Raw genomic sequence first — 22,866 nt, 5'->3', positions numbered from 1 at the left:
TGACTCATGAAAAAAATATTCATCATATTCGCACTCGCTTTTTCACATTTCTTCAATGTGTATGGACAGGTGAAAGATAAATTAGACCTGCTATTTGAGAAATACCAGGATGTGGAAGGCGTAACTTCCATTAAGATTGCCAAACCGATGTTCGGAATGCTGGGCAGCCTGGATCTGGGAGATGCAGAGCTGGATCAGATCAAACCCCTGCTGTCAAAAATTACAGGGCTGAAAGTTCTGATTGCAGAAAAATCGGGCGATGGAAAATCGGCTAAAGGAATGCAGTTGTCGCAGATCGGCAGAGATATTTCGTCTTACCTGAAAAGCATGAACTACAGCGAAATCATGTCCATGAACAGTGGCGGCGCCAAAATAAAATTTATGTCGGCGGAAGAAAAAAACGGAATTCTGGATGACGTGCTGTTGAGTATAGACAGCGGCGGTGAAGAAAGTATCCTGGTAAAGCTGGATGGCAAACTGTCAATGGACGATATTAGCAGAATCGTGAATTCTTCTGAAACAAAAACCAATCCTGTTACCAATGCAAGAAATAATCTTACTTCTCAGGCAAATTCTTCCTATTTAAACGGGGAATCCAGGAATATCGCAAATTTTTCAGGAATTCAGGTAAGCACAGGAGTAAATGTGATTTTCAAACAGGAAAGTCCGACCAGTGTAAAAGTAACCGCAGATGCGGATAAACTTCAATATGTCATCACCAAAGTGGAAAACGGTATTTTAAAAGTTTATATTGACAACAAAGGCGTAAAAAGCCTGAAGTTTAAAAACTTAAGCGTCAATGTTTCTTCTCCGCGTATGGAAAACATCCAGACCACTTCAGGAGCAAGTTTCATCGTAGTCAATATGATACGGGAAAACAACTTAAATGTCGAGGCTTCATCAGGATCCAATATCAATGGAAAGTTCAATGTGGCTGATAATATGAGCGTATCCGTAGATTCAGGTTCAAACATAAGAGCAGGTGTAACCTCAGGAAAATTTGTTTTCAAAGGAACAAGTGGCTCCAATACAAATCTTGAAGGAACCGCAGGCACCGGAATATTTGAGGTCACCAGCGGAGCCGTGTGCAAGGCAGAAAATTTAAGCGTAAGTAATGCAAATGTGGAATCTTCTTCAGGGGCAAGCATCAGCTTGGAAGTAAAGAATAAACTTAAAGTGGAAGCTTCATCAGGAGCTTCGGTAAAATATAAAGGTAATCCTGAAATCGATTCCCATATCAGTAAAGTGTCGGGTGGGTCTTTAAAACAAATTGATTAAATTATTAACCATGAAAATACTGAAACCTGTTTTTCTAATTATTTGTTCAATGATTCTGATGCAGTCCTGCATCGTTTCTACAGGAAAAGCAAATAAGGCTTACTTTTCAGATTCCGGAAATGATTTTAAAGGAGCGAGATTTACAAGCATCAATGTCCCCATGTTTTTAGCGAAACCGGTTATTAAAAAAGCATTAAGGGAAGATGGGGAAGACCATGAGGAGATTATTCAGATGATCAAAAAAGTATCTAAAATCAAAGTCCTGACCATTGAAAATGGAGACCGGAGCATGCTGAAAGATTTTGCAGACTACCTGAATGATAATAATTATGAAGACTGGGCAACGATAAAGCATGACGGTGACAATGTGAATATCCGGGTTAAACAAAAAGGCGAGACAATCAGAAATATGCTGATTACCGTAAACTCAGATAAAGAACTTGTTTTTGTAGATATAAAAGGGAGTTTTACGGCAGATGATATTTCAAGGATGATTGCTTCAGCAAGGGATAAATAGAGACTTTTATATTCAGATCATATATTAAATTGTATTTTTTACAAATGGCCATTCCGGTTTCGGAGCGGCTATTTTTAATATAAAGTATTGATTGTTAAGTTTTATTTAAACTATTAAAATCAATTTTCGTATTTCAGCAAAATACCTTAATTTTGCAAGAAAGTAAAGATGTCTATTCATAACAAAATTGTAGAGACAGCCATCACTTTCGATGACGTGCTTCTAGTTCCTTCTTATTCTGAAGTTTTGCCTAATCAGGTTTCATTAAAATCAAGACTTACCGACAAAATTACGCTTAATGTTCCTATAGTTTCTGCTGCCATGGATACCGTTACGGAAGCTGACTTGGCGATTGCTTTGGCAAGAGTCGGCGGTTTAGGGTTTATCCATAAAAATATGACGATTGCTGAACAGGCTGCTCAGGTCAACCGTGTGAAGCGTTCAGAAAACGGAATGATTTCAGATCCGGTGACCCTTTCAAAGGATCATACGCTGGCTGAAGCTAAAGAAACGATGGCGAAATATAAAATTTCCGGGCTTCCTGTAGTAGATGCTGAAAATACCCTGATCGGGATCATTACCAACAGAGATGTAAAGTATCAGGAAAACCTTACGATGAAGGTTGAGGAAATCATGACCAAAGAAAATCTGATCACTTCAGATAAAGATACCAACCTTGAAAAAGCAAAAGAAATTCTTCTTAAGAGCAGGGTTGAAAAGCTTCCGATTGTTGATAAGGCTAATAAATTAGTTGGTTTGATTACCATTAAAGATATCGATAACCAGTTAGAATACCCGAATGCAAACAAAGACGAAAAAGGCCGCTTAATCGTTGGAGCAGGTGTTGGTGTCGGTGAAGACACCTTAGACAGAATTGCAGCATTGGTTCAGGCGGGAGTTGATATTATCGGAATTGATTCTGCCCACGGACATTCGAAAGGAGTGCTGGATAAGATTTCCGAAATCAGAAAGACCTATCCTGATCTGGATATCGTCGGAGGGAATATTGTAACCGCTGAAGCTGCAGAAGATCTGATTAAGGCAGGGGCCAATGTTTTAAAAGTAGGAGTAGGCCCCGGGTCTATCTGTACAACAAGGGTGGTTGCCGGAGTGGGAGTTCCTCAGTTATCTGCTATTTATAATGTTTATGAGTATGCCCAATCTAAAAATGTTGCGGTAATTGCTGACGGAGGAATCAAACTTTCAGGAGACATCGTAAAAGCGATCGCTAGCGGAGCCGGAGCAGTGATGTTAGGTTCGCTTTTAGCCGGAACCGATGAAGCACCGGGAGAAGAAATTATCTTCCAGGGAAGAAAATTCAAAACATACCAGGGAATGGGCAGCCTTTCTGCAATGAAGAGAGGCGGAAAAGAAAGATATTTCCAGAGTGAGGCCAAGAAATTCGTTCCGGAAGGAATCGAAGGGAGAGTGCCAAGCAAAGGATCACTGGAAGAAGTGATTTTCCAGCTGACCGGAGGATTGAGAGCAGGAATGGGATATTGCGGAGCCAAAGATATTGAAGCTTTACAAAAAGATACCAAAATGGTAATGATCACCGGAAGTGGATTGAAAGAATCCCATCCTCATGATGTAATCATTACGCAGGAAGCTCCGAATTATTCTTTATAATTATATAAAATTTTTCTGGTAAATATAAAAACCACTGCACAAAAGGCAGTGGTTTAATTTTTTTAAATTATCCTACAATTTCAAATTTTCTATAAAAAATAAAATTTCATAAGCTATTTATGTAAATTGTCTTTGAAATCATCAATCCGATAATCCGTCAGGGCATTTCCTTTTTCAATTTTCTCTTTGGAATAAAGGCGGAAATCATTTTCTGTTTTTTCCAGAAGGTAATCGTAAGGCCCTACCTGAGAAATCAGTTTTACTAGGACCGGAGAAATTTCCAGACAGATAAAGAGCCCCATAATGAAGGTTGCCGCTAGGCCAATGATAGCGGAGTTTTTACCCAGCTCATCCAATGCCTGCAGCCTCGCAGCAAAGCCGTTAAATTTATCCTCAAAAGTTTCTGTAGATTTCCTTTCGGTTTCCAGGTTGGTATAGACCTTTGAGATTTCCTTATCCAGATAGTCCAGCCTTGGTGCCATTTGTTTCTGATAATTTTCAAGATCCAGCCGTCTTTGTTCTTTCAGTTCCTGCTTGCGTTTGGCATTCGGTCCGAAACCTTCCTTGCCGCTGGTCAGTCCGGACTGTTTCCCCAGAATTTCTTTTTCAAGCTCTACCGAGGCGGAGTCATAGGATTTCTGGTATTGAACGGTCTTATCTGAAATCTGTTTTTTCTCCGTTTCAAAAGGGCCGCTCTGCTGAAGGATCCTTCCGCTCATCTCGCCCTGAAGCTGTTTTTTATTCCTCTGAATAATGGTATTCAGCTGCTTGTTCACTTCTTTTTCAAAAATTTTAAGCTCCAGCGGTTTAGAAATAATAATTCCTAAAAAAGTAGCCAAGATCAATCTCGGAATTGCCATAAGGATCTGATTCCACCACGTGTCTGTTTTTTTAATGGAAGACACAATGTACCGGTCGAGGTTAAAAATCATTAATCCCCATAGCAGGCCGAAACCCATTGATGTCCAGATTTCATCAAAAACCGTGTACATGGCGTAGCCGGCGGAAAGTGTGGCAAAGACAGCCGTAAAAAGAACAATACCCCCGATCCCCGCAAATTTGTTCCACTCGCTGGGTGTTTTTCTGAGGATGTGAATGTTTCCTCCGGAGCAGACTATCAGAAACTTCTGAAACCCATTGATCTTATGATGGGCCTGATTTATAGTTTGTTGATTGTTTTTCATTATTGAAAATTTATACAAATGTACTACTAAAAATCATACCAATGCAAAAGATAGTATTATGTTTAACCAAGTATGATGGATGCGACGGTCATTAAATTGAAAATCAATAAATTAAATTTATATTGAAAAAAAATCCTATATTTAGGTATCAATCAAAAAAATTATTATGAAAAATATACTAAGACTTTCAGTTGTTTGCCTTGCATTGACACTGGTTTCGTGTAATAAAGAGAAATCCATTGAGGATGAACTTAAAGAAGCGGCGGCAGGAATGAACAAACTTACACCGCAGGTTATGAATGAAGGCATGCGTCTTGACAGTGTTTCGGCACAGCCAGGGAAAATCTTTAAGTATAACTATACATTAACAGATGATACAAAAGAAAATTTCAGCCCTGAACAAATCGAAGCTTTTAAGAAACAGGCAAAAGAAGGCGCTGTAAAAGTGGTGAAAACATCTGCGGATATTAAGGAATTCCGGGATAATGATGTTACGATGGTTTATTCCTACTATGATAAAAACGGGAAGCCAACCATGGATTTTACCATTACTCCGGCAGAATATAAATAGATTTCTCAATCCGGATTGCTTTATTTACTTCAAACGATCCGGATTCTGTTTTAAAAAACTGTCCCAGCCGGTATATGATTTGGTATCGGCAATGTTACCGGAATTGAAATGATGGCAGACTGCAACAGCCAGTCCGTCAGAGGCATCAAGATATTTGGTGGGGAATTCTTTCAGTTTCAAAAGGTTCTGCAACATTCCGGCTACCTGTTCCTTGCTCGCGTTCCCGTTTCCGGTAATCGCCATCTTTATTTTTTTCGGAGAATATTCTGTAATCGGGATATTACGGTAAAGGCTTGCTGCCATAGCAACGCCCTGAGCACGACCCAGTTTCAGCATACTCTGAACATTTTTCCCGTAAAAAGGAGCTTCAAGGGCAACCTCATCAGGATGGAATTCATCAATCAGTGCCAATGTCTTTTCAAAAATATATTTTAGCTTGGTTTCGTGGTTGGGATATTTTTTAAGGATCAGTTCATGGATGGAAACCATCTCCATATGGCCTTTTTTAACGGAGATTAGTCCAAACCCCATTATCGTAGTCCCCGGATCAATCCCTAAGATAATTTTTTCTGCAATCATTAGAACAAAGATAGGGCTTTCTGTATTTTTCCGGGCAGAAAATTATAAGTATAAAAAATCTGAATTATTTTGATACATAAGAAAATTATGTATAGATTTGCTAGGTATAAAAGATCCCGTATTGAAAAAAAACAGTCTGTATAAAGGAACGCTTCAAAATATTATTCTGAAACTGCTTGCCAAAGAAGTAAAAATGTACGGGTACCAGATTACCCAACGTGCAAAAGAACTTACGAAAGGTGAGCTCGAAATGACTGAAGGTGCACTGTATCCGCTTCTCCATAAACTGGAAGCGGAAGGAATGATCAATTCCGAAATTCAAAAAATCAGCGGAAGAGACCGTAAATATTACCTTTTAACGGATAAAGGGAAAAAAAGGCAGATTGAACAGGAACAGGAAATGCAGAATTATTTATTTAACCTAAACACGATTTTTAATATATGATTACTCAGAACCAGAAACATCAGATTGAAGCATATCTTTACTCAAGAAAGCTATATCACAATCTGCATCTAGAAATAAAAGATCACTTTCTTTCTCAGATTTCTGATGCAATGATGACGTATAATATAGGATTTCAGGAAGCTGGTTTTTTCTTCTGTATGCCACTATCGTACAGTTGCAGATTATGTATCTCAAAACAAAGAGAATCAATGTTTTAATCTAAATATTTATTATTTTAAATCTTAAAAGTAAAAAAATGATATCAAAAGAACAGGAGCAACAGGTCATTGATTATTTAATCCTCCACAGACTTCCCGTAGATATTCTGCTGGAAGTAAAGGATCATATGATAGAACAGCTCTCTGATATTCAGGTGCAGGAAAACCTGAGTTTTGATAAAGCTCTTTTAAAGACGCAAAAGTTTTGGGCGGATGAGTTTAAAATGACAAGTTATTTTATCTTTTATACTGAAAAAATTCCGGTGATGATTAAAAAAATAGTAAAAGAAAAGTATAATGCCATTATTAGGAAATCTCTTTGGTTTGGAATACTGTCGTTTGCCGTTAATTTACTGCTTATTTATTTGTCCGCCGATCAGGAAGTTTATAATGATATTTTCAGACTATATAATTCCCTGTTTGTCCTGATTCCATTTTTATTTTGGATTTTTAGTCCGGAAATGCGGGAATATATAAGAAGAGATTTCAAATATCAGGGAAAGCTGTTTTATACCTTATATCAGCAGAATTTAGGACTATATATAATTTGTGCCAATGTCATGTTCCAGATTATACTGAGGGAAGATCAATATGTTTTTAAATTTTTCAGAACTGAAGATTCAGTGGCATTGCTTCCGTTAATGATTGCACTGCTCATTCCTTTTGTTCTACAGGTAATGATTATTTTTGTGCTCATTAACTTTTTCGAGCATAAGAAATCATTACATAAAATGCGGGATTTCCTGAATCCGGTAGTGGAATAAGCATTACTGATTATAAAGAAACCAAATCACAAAACCAGAAAACATAATCTTCGGTTTCTTTATTTCCTGCAGACTTCGGTTTTGGATACGTCTTCTTTACCGTTTCTCCAATTGTAAACTGAACCGGACTTTTAAAAATCGGGCCGTCAAAAGTAAACGTATGGAATTCCCCGTTTTCGCCACAGGGGTCGACATTTTCCGGTAAATCTTTAATAAAATCTTTATCAATAATTCTTCCTGAAAAACTTCTATCGAGATACGTTTCATTAATGCAGGTGACAATCGTTTTAAAGCCTAAGTCTAAAAATTCATGGATGAGGTCTGTGGTATTTTGTTTCCATAGTGGGAAAACGGCTTCCATCCCGATGGCCCCTAGCTGGTCTTCACGGTATCTGCGTAAATCTTCCAGAAAGATGTCCCCGAAAACAGAATGCGTAACTCCCTGGGATTGTATTTCATTCATGGTTTTGGTCATGATTTCCTGATACTCTTCCATAGAAGGTTCTGCGGGGAGTTCCATTTTAATCAGGGGAAATCCTAAACAGGCTGCCTGCTGTTCCAGCAGTGAAACATGAACGCCGTGCATGGAAATCCTCTGGAATTCTTTATTGATGCTGGTCAGCAGAGCAGTAACTTCAAATTGGTCTTCTTTTAAAATTTTGTATAGGGCAAGCGCAGAATCTTTGCCGCTGCTCCAGTTGGAAATGGCTTTCGGTTTCATTGGTTGATAAAATCTGATTAACAGATTATTTTATTCCTGTACATCTTTCATTTCTGCTTCCGCCTGTACAAGGCCCGCTTTCATGCTGCCTTTGTCAACGGCTTTCTGCCATTCTTTTTCAGCTTTGGTCTTGTCTCCCAGACTGTAATAATAGCTTCCCAGAGCAGTGTGTCCTTCAATCTCACCCATACCGATGATTTTCTGTCCCAGTTTTATAATTTCAGGGTTCTGCTTAAGTTTTTTAGGTTTGTTTTTTAAGATGGCTCCCATGCCGCCGGCATCCTGCATGACCATGATTCCGAATTTCTCCATACAGGCTTTTGCAAGGCCTCTGACACACAGGTCATCTATGGTTTTGGAATAATTGCCCATTGCGCTGTCATCAAACAGCTTGTCAAAATCATTGGATTTGGATTTTGCTCTGGTCTTATGGTAATATTCATCCAGCAGTTGTGCATTTTTTTTAGCCAAGGCATTATCTTTCCTGTTGTTTTCAGCGATGCTGTCTTTCTTCAGGTCCCATTTGGTATTCTGTACCCATGAGGAAATCCCTGTTAAACGGTTTTTAGATATTTTAAATACAAAAACATCCTTATCCGGAAATACCACTACCGAGTCATTCTTTACAAAATAATCACCTTTACCATAGCCTGCAATATCGACTTTCCCGTTACCGTCAAAGGCAAAATACGGATATAAAGTTTCTTTAGCATTGGTCATAAAATAACCCTGTAGATTATTGTCAGCCTCTTGTGCGTTGAAATATCCGCAGGAAATAATTCCTACAAGAAATAAAATAGACTTTGTCATTTGAAATTTTTACGAGAGTAAAAGTAAGAAAAAACCTCAAAGAAATTCCTTGAGGTTGATTTATAATTATTGAAACGGTTGGTCGTCAAAATTGTCCGTCCGGCTATTGACTACATATTTCTTCTGTATTTGCCTCCCACTTCAAACAGAGCGTTGGTAATCTGCCCAAGCGAACAGTATTTAACGGCATCCATCATCACATGAAATAAATTCTGCTGGTTGATGGCTGCATACTGTAATGTTTTTAAAGCGGCTTCGGATTTATCTTCATTCGATTTCTGGAAGTTGTGCAGTGTTTCAATCTGAACCTGCTTTTCTTCCTCCGTCGAACGGATCACTTCTCCCGGACGAACCGTTGGAGAACCGTCTTTCCCAAGAAATGTATTGACTCCGATGATCGGGTATTCTCCTGTATGTTTCAGCCATTCGTAATGCATGGATTCCTCCTGGATTTTTGAACGCTGGTACATGGTTTCCATTGCTCCCAGAACACCGCCTCTTTCCGTAATTCTGTCGAATTCCGTGTATACTGCTTCTTCCACAAGATCCGTTAATTCCTCAATGATAAATGAGCCCTGAAGCGGATTTTCATTTTTCGCCAATCCTAATTCTTTATTGATAATCAGCTGAATGGCCATCGCTCTTCTTACAGACTGCTCAGTCGGAGTGGTAATCGCCTCGTCATAAGCATTCGTGTGTAATGAATTACAGTTATCATAGATCGCATAAAGTGCCTGAAGCGTTGTTCTGATATCATTGAAATCAATCTCCTGAGCGTGCAGTGAACGTCCTGAAGTCTGAATGTGGTATTTCAGCATCTGGCTTCTTTCGTCTGCGCCGTATTTCAGTTTCATGGCTTTTGCCCAGATTCTTCTGGCTACACGTCCGATCACTGAATATTCAGGATCGATTCCGTTGGAAAAGAAGAATGATAAATTCGGAGCAAAATCATTGATGTCCATTCCTCTTGACAAATAATATTCCACATACGTGAAACCGTTTGCCAAAGTGAATGCCAACTGAGAAACCGGATTTGCACCCGCTTCGGCAATGTGATATCCGGAAATAGAAACTGAATAGAAATTTCTTACTTTTTCAGTGATAAAATATTCCTGAACGTCACCCATTAATCTTAAGGCAAATTCAGTAGAGAAGATACACGTATTCTGAGCCTGGTCTTCTTTTAAAATATCAGCCTGAACCGTACCGCGAACGGTTGCGATAGTTTTGGCTTTAATTTCAGCATACGCTTCGGCAGGAATAACTTCATCTCCTGTGATTCCTAATAATTTTAAGCCTAAACCGTTATTCGATGGAGGCAATTCTCCGTTATATTTTGGCCTTTCCAGCCCTTTATCATCGAATTTTGCTTTTAAAGCTTTTTCAATATTTGCTTCAAGCTTATGCTCGGTAATATATTTTTCAACATTTTGGTCGATGGCTGCATTCATGAAAAAAGCCAGCAGCATCGGAGCCGGTCCGTTGATCGTCATTGAAACGGATGTCATGGCATTCACCAGATCAAATCCTGAGTACAGTTTTTTCGCATCATCCAATGTGGCGATAGAAACCCCTGCATTTCCGATTTTACCGTAAATATCCGGTGGTAAAGCAGGGTCCTGACCATATAAAGTCACGGAGTCAAAGGCTGTTGATAAACGCTTGGCATCCATTTCCGCAGAAACGTAATGGAACCTTCTGTTGGTTCTTTCAGGGCCTCCTTCTCCGGCAAACATCCTTGTCGGGTCTTCTCCGGTTCTTTTGAAAGGATAAATTCCCGCAGTGTAAGGAAATCCTCCCGGAAGATTTTCCTGGCCTTTCCATTTGATCAGGTCGCCCCAATCAGTATATTTTGGTAAAGAAATTTTCGGAATTTTTAAATGAGACAGAGATTCCGTTGAGGTTTCCACTTTAATTTCCTTTCCGCGAACGAAATAAGAATAAAATTCAGCTTTGAAAGCCTCTTTTGTGTCATCCCAGTTGTTCAGGAAGTCGATGTTTTCCTGCTGAAGGTCTTTCTCTGCTTTCTGATATTCAGCATCCAATGTTTCATTGGAAAGGAATTTTTTTACGCCTTCAATATGATACATTTTTCTGGCCAGTTCAGCCTGTTTTTCAACGTTGGCGTCGTATTGTCTGTTGTTTTCAACGATTTCAGAAAGGTAACGGACTCTTTTCGGAGGAATGATCGTAATGTCTTCAGACACTTCCTGCTCAACAAAGCCTTGCAGGTTTAAATCAGAAAACTTGTCATTTACTTTTTCGATTAATCTGTTGTATAAATCAGTTGTTCCATGGTCGTTGAACTGGGAAGCTTTCGTTGCATACACCGGCATATCATCCAAAGGGCTTTCCCACAATAAATGGTTTCTCTGGAACTGTTTTCTTACGGCCTGAAGCGCATCAAGAGCGCCTCTTTTATCAGACTTATTTAAAGCCACCAGATCAGCGTAATCCAGCATGTCTATTTTTTCCAACTGCGTGGAAGCTCCATATTCAGGCGTCATTACGTACATGGAAACATCGGCAAAATCAGATACTTCCGAACCGGATTGTCCGATCCCTGAAGTTTCCAGAATGATCACATCCGGATGAGCCAGTTTCAATACATTCAAAGCGGAATGGATGAACGGAGAAACGGAAACATTGTTTTCTCTCGTCGCCATCGAACGCATATACACTCTCGGGTCATTGATCGCGTTCATACGGATCCGGTCACCCAAAAGCGCACCTCCGGTTTTCTTTTTCGAAGGGTCAATGGAAATAATAGCAATTTTTTTATCCGGATTTGAACGGATGAAACGTCTTACCAGTTCGTCCGTCAAAGAAGATTTTCCGGCTCCGCCGGTTCCTGTGATACCGATGATCGGGATATTTAAATCTTTTGATTTTTCGTCAATCGCTTTAACTAAATCTGGCTTTTCTTCTGAGAAGTTTTCAACAGCTGAAATGATTTTTGCAATGCTTGTAGAATTTTCAAAACTGATTAAATCCAAATCACTTACTGTAACCTCTTTTCCTGTCGGAAAATCTGATCTTTTTACCAGGTCATCGATCATGCCCTGTAAACCGAGTTCACGGCCGTCATCGGGAGAATAAATTCTGTCGATTCCGTAAGCCATGATGTCTTCAATTTCTTCAGGCAGGATAACGCCGCCGCCACCGCCGAAAATCTTGATCTGCGGGGAGTTCTTTTCTCTTAAAAGATCGTAAATATATTTAAAATATTCGTTATGGCCGCCCTGGTAGGACGTTAGGGCAATGGCGTTTGCGTCTTCCTGGATCGCTGTGTTTACCACCTCTTCGGCAGATTTGTCGTGGCCAAGGTGGATCACTTCACATCCTGTTCCCTGGATGACACGGCGCATGATATTAATCGCTGCATCATGGCCGTCAAATAATGAAGCCGCTGTAACGATTCTTACTTTATTTATTGGAGTATATTTTTGGGTTTCCATAAAAAATCTAAAAATTTTCTGAATTTTCAAATATAACAATAAAATAAGAACCGGTATGCCGGATTTAATATATTGATTTTTAATTATTTAAATAATTTTAATACCCTATGTGTTTACCATTGGAACAAACATTCGTTTAGAAATGCTAACTAAATTATCTATTTTTGCATCATTATTATATAAAGTATGAAAAAGGCCTTGATGTATTTTGCTTTGGGAACGGTTTTAAGTTTTTTAATCAATTATTTATTTTACAGTTCTGATAACTTGGGCCTTGAAATTTATTATGCGCTGGCTTTCGGGATTGCGTGGGGAGTTGCTTATTATTTAGACACCCCGAATATTACACTGCCCCAAAAATTAGGATTGTCTTTTGCTGCCATGGGAATTCTTGTCCTTGTCGGAACATTGATTTTCAGCCTTGAACTGGCTATTCCTTCTATTCTTAAATTTTCAATGGTTTTTGTAGCGTATTATCTGATTGCGAGTTTCAGGGCAAGCAAATCATTAAGAAAATAATATAAAGTAGGCTGTCGTTATCGTCAGCCTATTTTATATTTAATGAATCATCAGGAAACTGACGACACCCAAGACGGTGACCAAGAATGTAAATGCGAAGAAATTAATGGTAAATAATACAAATCCTATTGCAAGACTTACAACTCCGTGTGCATGGTAAACTCTTCGGTGCGCAATGAAGAAATAGATGATACTGTACAACACCAAAGCGGTTATTATTAAATACAGAAGTGTATTAATTAACCAGAATTCTGTTAAACTTGCCAGATTGATAAGCAGCGATGTGAAAAGGATATTAAGCAATAGGAAAGAGAAATAATGCAATGTAAAGATGCCGTGATCGAAATACCACCATTTTTTCTTGTGATGGAAAATCCATAGAAAAAACGCAAAAAGAGGAAGATAGATGAAAAGAGCTTTCGGAAGGTTGTGGAAAGATATCTCTGTCAGATTTTTAAGTATTTCTCCCTTTGTAACTCCCTTTTCTTTAAGTTCGAAAAATTTATGAGCTACCGGATTTGTAATAAAATCAGTAAAGGAAGGATTTTTTATGGTAGCAGAGTCGTAGGATTTTTTGGTTTTATATCCGCCATAAGCTGTGGAGTGATCTATTTTCCTGTTCATTTCAAAAGTTTCTTCGAAATCATCCATGTCAGCAGAATCAGGAACTAAAGCGCTGAGTTTTTTGATTGTTATCGAATCTTCTTTACTAAGATTTTTCTGGGTCTTGATGCTATCAATTATTTTCTGGGTTTCAACAGATTTTACTTTTTCAAAAAAACTTCTTTCTTTTGGATTCTTTGCTTCTTCTTTATTTTCAAAATTGATATTAAAAGGTGGGAATAAGGCAAACATGAAAAAAGTAATAAAACTGACAAAAATGTAAAGCTTCACAGGAGGGACGAATTTCTGTCTTTTACCTTCCAGATAAGTATTTGTTAATTTCCCGGGTCTGAAAAGAAGATTTTTAATGGTTCCCCAAAACTGTCCGTCGTAATGTGTGAAATCTTCTATGAAGTGTGTAAAAAGATAGTAAAATGGCTGTCTTGTCTGTGTATTTTCCTGTCCACAGTGGGTGCAGAACCTCTCTTCTACGGTATGTCCGCAGTTCAGGCAGTTTTTTTCTTCTCTTATTTTCCCGTGGCTCATGTTTTCAGTTGTTTGGGCAAATATAATTATTTCAGAAAATAAAAGATGACTTTTAATTTTAACAGGGAGTGAACATGGTTTAATCGTTCCTATTTGATTGATTATATGATGGTAAAAGTTTTTATTTATCCGAAATGCTTTTGAATAAATCCTTAATAATGCTGTTTTCAATTCATTAGATATAAATAAGTTTTGCATTCTGAAAATAATTTGTACCTTTGCACACCCTTTTAGGGGAAAATTATGTTTAATCTTTAACTAAAACGTGTGAATACATTAAGTTACAAAACTGTTTCAGCGAACAAAGCTACTGCTAATAAAGAATGGGTTGTGGTAGACGCTGAAGGACAGCCGTTAGGAAGACTAGCTTCTACGGTTGCAAAGATTTTGAGAGGTAAGCACAAAACAAACTTTACACCCCACGTAGATTGTGGTGATAACGTAATTGTTTTGAATGCTGGGAAAGTTACCCTTTCCGGAAATAAGTGGGACGATAAGACGTACATCTGGCATACAGGTTACCCTGGTGGTCAGAAGTCTATGACTGCGGCTGAACTTCAGAAAAAAGATTCTTTAAAAGTATTGGAAAAATCCGTAAAAGGAATGCTTCCGAAAAACAGATTAGGATCTGCATTGTTGAAGAACCTTTATTTATATGAAGGGACTGAGCACAAGCATGAAGCTCAACAGCCTAAAACAATTAATGTTAACGAATTTAAATAATTAATTATGTCTATAGTTCACAAAATCGGAAGAAGAAAAACTTCTGTAGCGAGAGTTTATGTAAAGCCAGGTTCTGGAAACATTACAGTAAACGGTAAAGATGCTACAACTTATTTCTCTACAGACGTGATGGTTTATAAATTAAACCAGCCGTTTATCCTTTCTGAAACTGTTGGTCAGTATGACGTTACCGTAAATGTTTTCGGTGGTGGTAATACAGGTCAGGCAGAGGCTATCAGATTAGGTATTTCAAGAGCTTTATGTGAAATCAATGCTGAATTCAGATTAGCTTTGAAACCTGCTGGTTTACTTACAAGAGACGCAAGAATGGTGGAAAGAAAGAAGCCAGGTCAGAAAAAAGCAAGAAAGAGATTCCAATTCTCAAAACGTTAATTTTCAAGATACAAGATATCAGACTCAAGATACAAGACTTATTTGCCTTTTAATCTTGGCTCTCGGTTCTTGGCTCTATTTTTATCTAAAAAAAATTGCCCGTTACGTTTAGCATCCAAACACTTCTCCCATCTAAAGAAGTTGTTGATTGTTTTAAGAGACGGAAAGTAAACTAACAAAAACAGAAAACATGGCAAAAGCAAATGTAAAAGACCTCTTAGAGGCTGGCGTACACTTTGGTCACATGACCAGAAAGTGGAATCCAAATATGGCTCCGTACATTTTTATGGAGAAAAACGGTATTCACATTGTAGACTTACATAAAACAGCAGTTAAGTTGGATGAAGCGTGCATCGCTTTGGAAAAATTAACTTCTGCAGGTAAAAAAGTTCTTTTCGTAGCGACTAAAAAGCAGGCGAAAGAGGTGGTTGCTAAGCATGCTGCTGAACTTAATATGCCTTATATTACAGAAAGATGGCCTGGTGGTATGTTAACGAACTTCGTTACAATCAGAAAGGCGGTAAAGAAAATGAACTCTATCGACAAAATGAAAAAAGACGGTACGTTCGAAACTTTATCTAAAAAAGAAAGATTACAGGTAGACAGACAGAGAGCTAACTTGGAGAAAAACTTAGGTTCTATCTCTGACATGGTTCGTCTTCCTTCTGCAATCTTCGTTGTAGATATTATGAGAGAACATATCGCTGTAACCGAAGCTAAGAAATTAGGGATCCCGGTTTTCGGTATTGTTGATACCAACTCTGACCCAAGAAAAGTAGACTTCGTTATCCCAGGAAACGATGATGCTTCTAAATCTATCGATATGATCTTAAACATTGTTTCAGATTCTATCAAAGAAGGTCAGTCTCAGAGAAAAGCTGATAAAGAAAAATCTAAAGAAGAAGGAGAAGTAGTATCTGCTGATAAAGATGCTGACTTTGACGGAGAATAATTAAAGATTTTCCTTACCATACAAAAGCCACTGAATCCAAGATTCAGTGGCTTTTTATTTTAGAGAATTATGAAATGTAAGTATCTCTTAATCTTTTACACTTCATTTTTTAATCAATTAACCTGGTTTGAAAGCACCATACTGTAAGAGCTGCTTACCCATTTGGTCTTCTGATACACCATATCGCAGATCATCCCGGAAAAATTATAATTCTGGTTTTTCGGTACCCTTACGGCAGTCATTTTATGGGCTCCGATGGGGACTTTCTTAAAATAATTATTTCCGCTGATGGTCAGTACCATATTGCAGGGGGATTTATTTTCTACCTTAACTGCTGTTTTATCCAGATCTGAAGAACCGTTCAGTATATCCGTTAACACTGCTGCCGTTTCGGATTTATAGGTTTCGATCAAAGCCTGATATTCTCTTTCTGCCTGTGCTGCAGGGGTTATGTTGCTGCCTGTATTTGAAACCGTAGGAGCAGGAGCCGGTTTTCTTACGGGATTATGATAATTTTGTTTCTTAGGAGCTGTACTGCCGCAGCTGTTCAGAAATACTGCTGCCATCACAGAAAAGGAAAGTATTGTTTTCATTTACATAATATCTGAATGTAAATGTAATATTTTTACTTTTTCCAGCAGCCTTTTTCCGCTTCAATAGAATTGTTTTAACTAAAAATTTTCTTTGCCATACATTCTGTCATCTGTTTAAGTGAGCAATCAAATAATAAATAGGCATATAAAAAGGGATGTCATGTAACATCCCTTTTTATAATTTGTCAGAACCTTTAAAGCTTTTATCTAATTAATCCTGAACTTAATATACGTAATTGTTTTTCCTTTGGCAGAGAACAGTTCTTCATAATAGGTTCTAATATCCCTTAAATGGGGAGTACCCGGATCATATTCTGCAGCTCCGTAAATATCATGGTGTGCAGAAATGATTTCATAGCCTGCGCCTTGTAAGAACCCTAATGTATAGCCGTGGAGAAATTCAGAATCTGTCTTTAAATGAATGATTCCGCCAGGTTTCAAGAATTTTTTATACCGGTCAAGGAAATCAGGATGAGTCAGTCTGTGCTTGGTACGTCTGTATTTGATCTGCGGGTCCGGGAAAGTAATCCAGATTTCATCCACTTCATTTTCGCCGAAAAAATGGTCAACGAGTTCGATCTGGCTTCTTAGAAATGCAACATTTTTCATGTCGTTGTCAACCGCTTCTTTGGCGCCGAACCAGAATCTTGCCCCTTTGATATCGATTCCGATAAAATTTTTCTCTGGGAAAGTCTTGGCAAGACCTACCGAATATTCGCCTTTGCCGCAGCCTAATTCCAGCACGATAGGATTCTCATTGTTAAAGAAGTCCGTTCTCCATTTTCCTTTAAGATCAAAGCCGTTTAAGGCTTCCTCCCTGGTCGGCTGAATTACGTTTGGCAATACTTTATTTTCTGCGAACCTTGCTAATTTATTTTTACCCATAAGAAATTTAAAATCCCGCAAAAATAACGAAAATTACACGAATGCTTTATTTTTGACATTAAAAATAGAGAGGCAATGCTTATTTTTTTGAAGAACTCCCTAAAGCAACCATTAAAGGTTTCTGGATGGTCTTTTGTGAAGCGTACTGCGCACCGCAGACGATACTTGTGAACAGGTAATCCCCTTTCTGTACAACAATCGAGTTATCACCCTGAGAGGGTACGGGAAGCCTGTATTTTGTATTGCCGATTCCTTCTATCCGGACGATGATATTACAGTCTGATTTATTCTCAATCATGACAATACATTCTTTGGCATTGGGATCATTATCAAAAAGGGAATTTAGGATTTTTACCGTTTTATTTTTGTGTTCCACGGGATTTTCAGCCATCAACATATTAAATTCCGAAGCTTCTGTATCCGCAATGGCTGATGCCGGCTTTGAAGCTGCTGCTGTAGGGGCAATATAAACGTTTTGAGGATTGCTTGGAGTATAAACCACTGCAGCCTGTCCGGTCTGTAATTCTTTCTGGTATTTCACAATCTGCTTCTGCCGGATCATCGCGTTCATCTCGTCAAAAGATATTTTTGTGGAAGAGCGTCTTTTCAGCAATGCCAGCCAGTCCTGCATTTGTCGGACTTTAGTATCTCCAGGCTTGGCATTTTTAATGTATTCTTTCATCATATCCATCACGCGGGGCTTCAGAACCGACCTGCGGGGATCATCAGGATGAGCATCCCTTAAAAAAGCATTGATCTCGTAAATATTCTTGCTCTTTAATATATTACTGTAATCTTTTCCTTTTGACTGAGCCGAAAGATTCATAAAAAGGAACGCAATAAAAAACAGAAGCAACTTTTTCATGTACTAAAATAATTTAATATACAATATTTTTCAGCCAGCCGGATTCAGGAGATCGGTATTAATAAAATGCGGCGAAAGCAGACCGGCTTTCTGTAATATAGATTTATTGATAAAATTACTGTAATTTAAATAAACAAAAAACAGGCATTATAATTTTCGGCAATACATGTTAAACTGGTGATTTATTTTACCACCTCCTGAAGATGGGAGTTTCTTAACCTACGCTGGTAAATCGGTAAATACTTCTCAATCGGAATCTTTATTGCCTCGAAATTACCGGTCATTATATACGGATCGATATTTTCTGAAGTATATACGAACTGAAGGAAATTATCAATAAGATTTTCCGGGATTCTGAATTTTGTGAAATAATCTTTACCCAGATAGTTTTTGATCTGCGCTACAGAAATATTCATCCGTTCATACGCCTGGTAACGCTGCTTTTTCTTTCTCTCACCGGAAAGGATGTCATATATACTTTCCAGGCTGAAGGTAAGGCCTCCATCCCTTAATCCCGCTACCGGAAGCTGCGGGGGAGTTCCATCGCCTTTAGGTTCAGGCAGACCGATCACTTTCTTTATGGCCAGACCTTTATCTTCTTTTTTCAGGGCATTTACATCATATCTCAGGTTTCCCGTAGGCTTAAATCTGCTGAGGAGAATTTCCTGAATATCATGATAGGCAATTTTCAGCTCAACCAGATTTTTCTGGGTGGTCATCTGTTGGGTAAGCTTAATATCTTTTCTTTCCGTAACGATAGACGTGAAGCGTACAATATCACCTGCATTGGCAGGAAGGTTGAAATCACCGTTGTAATCACTCAGAACCGTTTTCTGTGTGGTGAGATTGGTAACATATACCTGATTGAGGTATAAAACGGAATTGTCTTTCAGAAAAACTTCTCCGGAATAGAGCTGGGCGTTAATTTTTGCCACAAAAACCAACAGCAATAGGGTAAATAGCTTCTTCATATAAGTAAGTGCAAAATTACGTACAATTGCATCAACTTATATCTGGTCCAGGCGCAGGCAGTGGTTAAAATTATATTAAACTTTACTTTAAAACTGTTAATGAATGTTATAAGAATTGTTTAAATAAACAGACTGTTTTTCAATATTATCCTAGAATCAATAATTCTTTACCAGCAGCCAGCTTGAATATTTCACCGTTGTACTTCCTCCGAATTCGGTCCAGCTGATGAAATACCAGTAGGTGGCTGTATTTACGGCTCTTCCGGTAATCTTTCCGTCCCACATATACCGGTTTGTCTTATTGCCCCTGAATATTTCCGCGCCATATCTGTCGAATATTCTGAACTCAATATTATTGTTATCCATTAGTGCTGAATAATCTATGACATCATTATATCCGTCCATATTCGGAGTAATGGTATTGATCAGGTTAATAATAACAAAAGTTCTTGTCACCTCATCACATCTGTTGGCATCGCGAACATGAATGATATGGTTGCCTCTCGGTACATTCATAAAGACATTTGAGTCCTGCCAAGTCGTTCCGTCTAAAGAATATTGGTAAGGAGGCGTTCCTCCGCTGACCCCGACGGTAACGGTATTTCCGTTAATTTCAATCATTGTAATAACCGGAAGCACAGATTCAGTCACGGTGACCGTCTGTCTGTAGGTACAGCCTTCAAAAGTAAGATCTACCCAATAAGTACCTGCGGCAATATTCGTAATCGTAGGTGTGGTTGCTCCCGTGCTCCATAAATAAGTGTCAAAACCGGGGCCCGCATCTAAGGTTGTCAGCGTTTTCGCACAAATAATTTTATCATTTAAAACAGCAGCATGTTTAGGGATTTTTATGGTAATTGTTATCGAAGCGACATTAGGGCAGGCTCCCGGTTTTTCAAATCGTATATAAATGGTCTGGGTTCCCGTTAAGTTCATAGGATTGGTCATCTGAGCCGTGCCGTTCTGTGCGTCTGCCAGGGTAGGATGGAAAGTCGCGGTGACCAGAGGATCAGTTGTGTACTGGCTGATGTAGGCCATCAGGTCGGTGGATTTGATTCCATCTAAATCATCATCACATAAAGTAACTGTATGGGTAGTCTTAATCAGCGGAATTTTAGCACCTATGGTAAATATAAGAGGTTTGATGACAGGCGGACAGCCGTCCGGAGAATCTACCCTGATATAAATGGTTGTCGTAGTTGTATAAGACCAGTTGTTCGGAAGCGTATTGGTGTTTCCGGCATTGGCATCCGTTAAACCGGCATAATATCTTACTCCCGTAAAATAAGCAGGATTACTCAGAACAAGCGGGGTGATATCGGACAGGGTTAGATTTACCACACCGTCTAAATTATCGTCACAGAATGAACCTGTATAATTACCGGCTACTGTTGCGAAAGGATATACATTAAGGGTAATTTGTGCAATGCTTTTACATCCGATATTATTTTTTACAACGGCATAGATGATGGTTCCATTGGTTGCAGGATAAGCTGTTGACGCCGTTATTAATGTGCCGGGATTTTCATTCTGGGCATCCAGTAAAGATGGATAATAAGTAATGGTTACTGGAGAACTGCCGGTAATACCGGCTGTCGTTAAATTGAATATTCCCTGCCCGGAGCCGGTATCACAGGCATTCAGTGTCGCATTATTAACGGTTAAGGTCTGAATGTTAATGGTTACCGTTACCGTTTCACAGTCAGGAAAATCAGGATTGTTGCCGCAGAATGTATAGGTGAAGGTATCTGTTCCTGCCGTTCCGGGGTTGGTTGCGGTATAGGTGATAATACCTGTTGCTGCATTTATGGATGCTGTTCCCGATACCGGCAGGGTAAGAATGGCTATTGTTGAAGGTACAGGAGTCTGTGCAGAGGTTGTAAATGTGGGAACAATGGTTTTCGTAGTACAGACATCATAGGTTGCCGTTGTCAGCTTGGTACAGTTTAATACTTTAAACTGTTCAGTCACCAAAGGCGCGCAGCTCCCCATGGTTACCGAACAGGTGTAATATCCTGCCTGGTTAGGGGTGATGGAGGATCCGGCTGCTCCCGGAATAATATTTCCGTTGAGGTACCATTGGTAGGTGTCATAAATAATCGGATCGACGGTAAGGATAATTCCCGGAATACAGTTTCCGCCGGATTGTAAAATCACGGGCTGGGTCGGAAATCCGGCAAAAAAACCACCATAGCCCACAGCATCACTTCCTGCCGTTATTCCTCCGGTGATGGCCTTAGAAGAAACAATTGTAATCGTTCCTGTTGTATTCGGAATGCCATAAGTTACCCAGTTATTGGTCCCTGTCATATTAAAGGGGCCTGTTGAGGCCGGCGGGGTGATTCCGTTTACCGTAACCACAGCTCCTCTTTCCGTGATCAGATTTAATTTTGTCGGGATATTTAAGATTCCGTTCGGGTTACCGCCGGAATAGACAAAATTTTCATTGATTAAACCGAGCTCATTGATTTGTTTGGGCAGATAACAGTTCAGTGCAGGTATAAAATTAAATCCGCCTGTCGCCACTTCATTTCCCATTGCGTTGGAATCTCCTGCCAACACCTGATAAATATAAGCGTTTTTGGATGTCCTGATGTACAAATTATAATGGCCGTTTCCCTGCAGCTGGTATTTATTGCCCGGAATCATAAAATACTGTCCGATGTTTAAAGTGGCAATAGGGAGTAGCTCATCATTGACCCGTACTTCTGTATTGTTTTCTGTAGCTATTACAAGAGCACCTTCCATATTTGAGGTAATGCTTCCGTTCCCTTTTACCAGAGCAAATTCATTTCCTAACCTGTCCACGGGTACTGCCTGATCCATCAAAATATCCGAACTGTTGGGGTAATTCCCTGCATACTGACCGTTAAAATTTCCGTTTGTAACATTTACGGGTTTACTGGCCACAATCTTGGCACCGATAAAGCCGTCGGAATTTCCGGTATTGCTTCCGATACCGTCAATAATATAAGATTGTCCCTTATTTAAAGTAAACGTCATTGAAGGGGTCGTTGTCCCTGTAGTTCCGTTAGAAAATTGTACGGCAGGCTTATAGCCTGACACAGTAACTGTGGTATTGTCTTCCGTAGCCAATATGCTTGTCATGAAATTAAGGATCGAATTGCTTACCGTGATCGGGGCATTGGCGGCATAGAAAAGTTTACCGGTTGAAGGTATTCCTTTTGAGGTTATAATTTCTGCATGGTTATAAACGGAAAATCTAAGGTTCGCATAAAAAGGGAATTCTGCTTTTACATAGAGCCCTTTCGTGGTCGGGGTAAAAAGGTCGGTTTGCAGTGTGGTAATAATATAGTCCCGCAGGATATCGATTTTCTGTGGATTGCCTTTACTGATGGTTACCGTAGCAATCAGAATGTTATTGTTGTAGATGCTTACGGGAAAAGGAGTGGTGCGGTTGGTGGACAGATACAGCTTTTGATTGGGATTCGGGTTTCCTGTCCGGTCTATCATAGGAGCAAACCAATGTTCTCTGTCCAATTGGGCAAATGCAGAGATAAAAAAATAAAATATAAACAAAAAAGATAGAACTTTCTTCATTCAGATGTTGTATTTATCACAAATTTAATAATAAAAAGTGTTAACTATTTAAAAAATAAACAAAAAACCATGATTTTAAGA

The 22,866-nt window shown here is 38.9% G+C and carries 21 protein-coding genes; 10 read left to right on the top strand and 11 right to left on the bottom strand.

Annotated features, from left to right (window positions below; all coding sequences use genetic code 11):
• The first annotated feature begins 6 nt into the window (after positions 1 to 6).
• From H561_RS0113885 to guaB, 3 genes are all read left to right on the top strand, one after another.
• The gene (locus H561_RS0113885) at positions 7 to 1,278 is read left to right on the top strand and encodes a DUF4252 domain-containing protein (protein ID WP_027387563.1); all 1,272 of its coding nucleotides are present in this window, start codon (positions 7 to 9) and stop codon (positions 1,276 to 1,278) included.
• Positions 1,279 to 1,288: 10 nt separating this feature from the next.
• The gene (locus H561_RS0113880) at positions 1,289 to 1,795 is read left to right on the top strand and encodes a DUF4252 domain-containing protein (RefSeq protein WP_027387562.1); all 507 of its coding nucleotides are present in this window, start codon (positions 1,289 to 1,291) and stop codon (positions 1,793 to 1,795) included.
• A 168-nt stretch (positions 1,796 to 1,963) separates the two neighbouring features.
• Positions 1,964 to 3,424 (top strand): IMP dehydrogenase, encoded by a 1,461-nt coding sequence (gene guaB / locus H561_RS0113875; protein WP_027387561.1) that lies wholly within the window; start codon positions 1,964 to 1,966, stop codon positions 3,422 to 3,424.
• Positions 3,425 to 3,537: 113 nt separating this feature from the next.
• Here the strand turns inward: guaB and H561_RS0113870 are convergent, their stop codons facing one another.
• Positions 3,538 to 4,608 (bottom strand): DUF4407 domain-containing protein, encoded by a 1,071-nt coding sequence (locus H561_RS0113870; RefSeq protein ID WP_027387560.1) that lies wholly within the window; start codon positions 4,606 to 4,608, stop codon positions 3,538 to 3,540.
• 166 nt (positions 4,609 to 4,774) lie between these two features.
• Between H561_RS0113870 and H561_RS0113865 the strand changes: the two genes are divergently transcribed.
• Complete coding sequence (locus tag H561_RS0113865) at positions 4,775 to 5,179, top strand: hypothetical protein (protein ID WP_155845795.1); 405 nt, start codon at positions 4,775 to 4,777, stop codon at positions 5,177 to 5,179.
• Positions 5,180 to 5,203: 24 nt separating this feature from the next.
• On the opposite strand, the gene ruvC is transcribed toward H561_RS0113865, so the two are convergent.
• Entirely contained in the window at positions 5,204 to 5,758 is a 555-nt protein-coding gene (gene ruvC / locus H561_RS0113860) for a crossover junction endodeoxyribonuclease RuvC (RefSeq protein WP_027387558.1), read from the bottom strand.
• A gap of 121 nt (positions 5,759 to 5,879) precedes the next feature.
• Between ruvC and H561_RS0113855 the strand changes: the two genes are divergently transcribed.
• Positions 5,880 to 6,203 carry a PadR family transcriptional regulator gene (locus H561_RS0113855; protein ID WP_027387557.1) on the top strand — a complete coding sequence of 108 codons (324 nt, stop codon included), beginning with the start codon at positions 5,880 to 5,882 and terminating at the stop codon, positions 6,201 to 6,203.
• A 256-nt stretch (positions 6,204 to 6,459) separates the two neighbouring features.
• Entirely contained in the window at positions 6,460 to 7,185 is a 726-nt protein-coding gene (locus H561_RS0113845) for a hypothetical protein (RefSeq protein WP_027387555.1), read from the top strand.
• A 10-nt stretch (positions 7,186 to 7,195) separates the two neighbouring features.
• Here H561_RS0113845 and H561_RS0113840 read toward each other — a convergent pair whose 3' ends face one another.
• The 3 genes from H561_RS0113840 to H561_RS0113830 all read right to left on the bottom strand — a co-directional run bounded on the left by H561_RS0113840 (position 7,196) and on the right by H561_RS0113830 (position 12,174).
• The gene (locus H561_RS0113840; RefSeq protein ID WP_027387554.1) at positions 7,196 to 7,906 is read right to left on the bottom strand and encodes a Dph6-related ATP pyrophosphatase; all 711 of its coding nucleotides are present in this window, start codon (positions 7,904 to 7,906) and stop codon (positions 7,196 to 7,198) included.
• A 30-nt stretch (positions 7,907 to 7,936) separates the two neighbouring features.
• On the bottom strand, positions 7,937 to 8,716 hold the full coding sequence (locus H561_RS0113835; protein ID WP_027387553.1) for a hypothetical protein: 780 nt from the start codon (positions 8,714 to 8,716) through the stop codon (positions 7,937 to 7,939).
• A gap of 110 nt (positions 8,717 to 8,826) precedes the next feature.
• Positions 8,827 to 12,174 carry a methylmalonyl-CoA mutase family protein gene (locus H561_RS0113830; RefSeq protein WP_027387552.1) on the bottom strand — a complete coding sequence of 1,116 codons (3,348 nt, stop codon included), beginning with the start codon at positions 12,172 to 12,174 and terminating at the stop codon, positions 8,827 to 8,829.
• A gap of 186 nt (positions 12,175 to 12,360) precedes the next feature.
• Between H561_RS0113830 and H561_RS0113825 the strand changes: the two genes are divergently transcribed.
• Positions 12,361 to 12,693, top strand: coding sequence for a hypothetical protein (locus H561_RS0113825; RefSeq protein ID WP_027387551.1), 333 nt, complete (start codon positions 12,361 to 12,363; stop codon positions 12,691 to 12,693).
• Between the two features lie 39 nt (positions 12,694 to 12,732).
• Here H561_RS0113825 and H561_RS0113820 read toward each other — a convergent pair whose 3' ends face one another.
• Positions 12,733 to 13,842, bottom strand: coding sequence for a DUF3667 domain-containing protein (locus H561_RS0113820; protein WP_027387550.1), 1,110 nt, complete (start codon positions 13,840 to 13,842; stop codon positions 12,733 to 12,735).
• 267 nt (positions 13,843 to 14,109) lie between these two features.
• Here H561_RS0113820 and rplM point away from each other — a divergent pair, with 267 nt between their 5' ends.
• The 3 genes from rplM to rpsB all read left to right on the top strand — a co-directional run bounded on the left by rplM (position 14,110) and on the right by rpsB (position 15,910).
• A complete protein-coding gene (gene rplM, locus H561_RS0113815; protein ID WP_027387549.1) occupies positions 14,110 to 14,565 on the top strand; it encodes a 50S ribosomal protein L13 in 456 nt (151 codons plus the stop codon).
• Between the two features lie 6 nt (positions 14,566 to 14,571).
• Positions 14,572 to 14,958 carry a 30S ribosomal protein S9 gene (rpsI, locus tag H561_RS0113810; protein WP_027387548.1) on the top strand — a complete coding sequence of 129 codons (387 nt, stop codon included), beginning with the start codon at positions 14,572 to 14,574 and terminating at the stop codon, positions 14,956 to 14,958.
• 190 nt (positions 14,959 to 15,148) lie between these two features.
• Positions 15,149 to 15,910 carry a 30S ribosomal protein S2 gene (gene rpsB, locus H561_RS0113805; RefSeq protein WP_027387547.1) on the top strand — a complete coding sequence of 254 codons (762 nt, stop codon included), beginning with the start codon at positions 15,149 to 15,151 and terminating at the stop codon, positions 15,908 to 15,910.
• Between the two features lie 113 nt (positions 15,911 to 16,023).
• Here the strand turns inward: rpsB and H561_RS0113800 are convergent, their stop codons facing one another.
• The 5 genes from H561_RS0113800 to H561_RS0113780 all read right to left on the bottom strand — a co-directional run bounded on the left by H561_RS0113800 (position 16,024) and on the right by H561_RS0113780 (position 22,785).
• Positions 16,024 to 16,503 (bottom strand): DUF6759 domain-containing protein, encoded by a 480-nt coding sequence (locus H561_RS0113800; RefSeq protein WP_027387546.1) that lies wholly within the window; start codon positions 16,501 to 16,503, stop codon positions 16,024 to 16,026.
• A 207-nt stretch (positions 16,504 to 16,710) separates the two neighbouring features.
• Positions 16,711 to 17,388, bottom strand: a complete 678-nt coding sequence (gene trmB, locus H561_RS0113795) for a tRNA (guanosine(46)-N7)-methyltransferase TrmB (protein WP_027387545.1) — start codon at positions 17,386 to 17,388, stop codon at positions 16,711 to 16,713.
• 79 nt (positions 17,389 to 17,467) lie between these two features.
• Positions 17,468 to 18,253 carry a DUF6759 domain-containing protein gene (locus H561_RS0113790; protein WP_027387544.1) on the bottom strand — a complete coding sequence of 262 codons (786 nt, stop codon included), beginning with the start codon at positions 18,251 to 18,253 and terminating at the stop codon, positions 17,468 to 17,470.
• Between the two features lie 182 nt (positions 18,254 to 18,435).
• A complete protein-coding gene (locus H561_RS0113785; protein WP_027387543.1) occupies positions 18,436 to 19,224 on the bottom strand; it encodes a hypothetical protein in 789 nt (262 codons plus the stop codon).
• A gap of 156 nt (positions 19,225 to 19,380) precedes the next feature.
• Positions 19,381 to 22,785 (bottom strand): T9SS type B sorting domain-containing protein, encoded by a 3,405-nt coding sequence (locus tag H561_RS0113780; RefSeq protein ID WP_027387542.1) that lies wholly within the window; start codon positions 22,783 to 22,785, stop codon positions 19,381 to 19,383.
• Between the last annotated feature and the right edge of the window lie 81 nt (positions 22,786 to 22,866).

The sequence above is a fragment of the Chryseobacterium gregarium DSM 19109 genome, from assembly GCF_000430845.1.
GTDB lineage: Bacteria > Bacteroidota > Bacteroidia > Flavobacteriales > Weeksellaceae > Chryseobacterium > Chryseobacterium gregarium.
The sequence above is the reverse complement of the archived record's forward strand: the minus strand, read 5'-3'. Positions and strand labels throughout refer to the sequence as shown.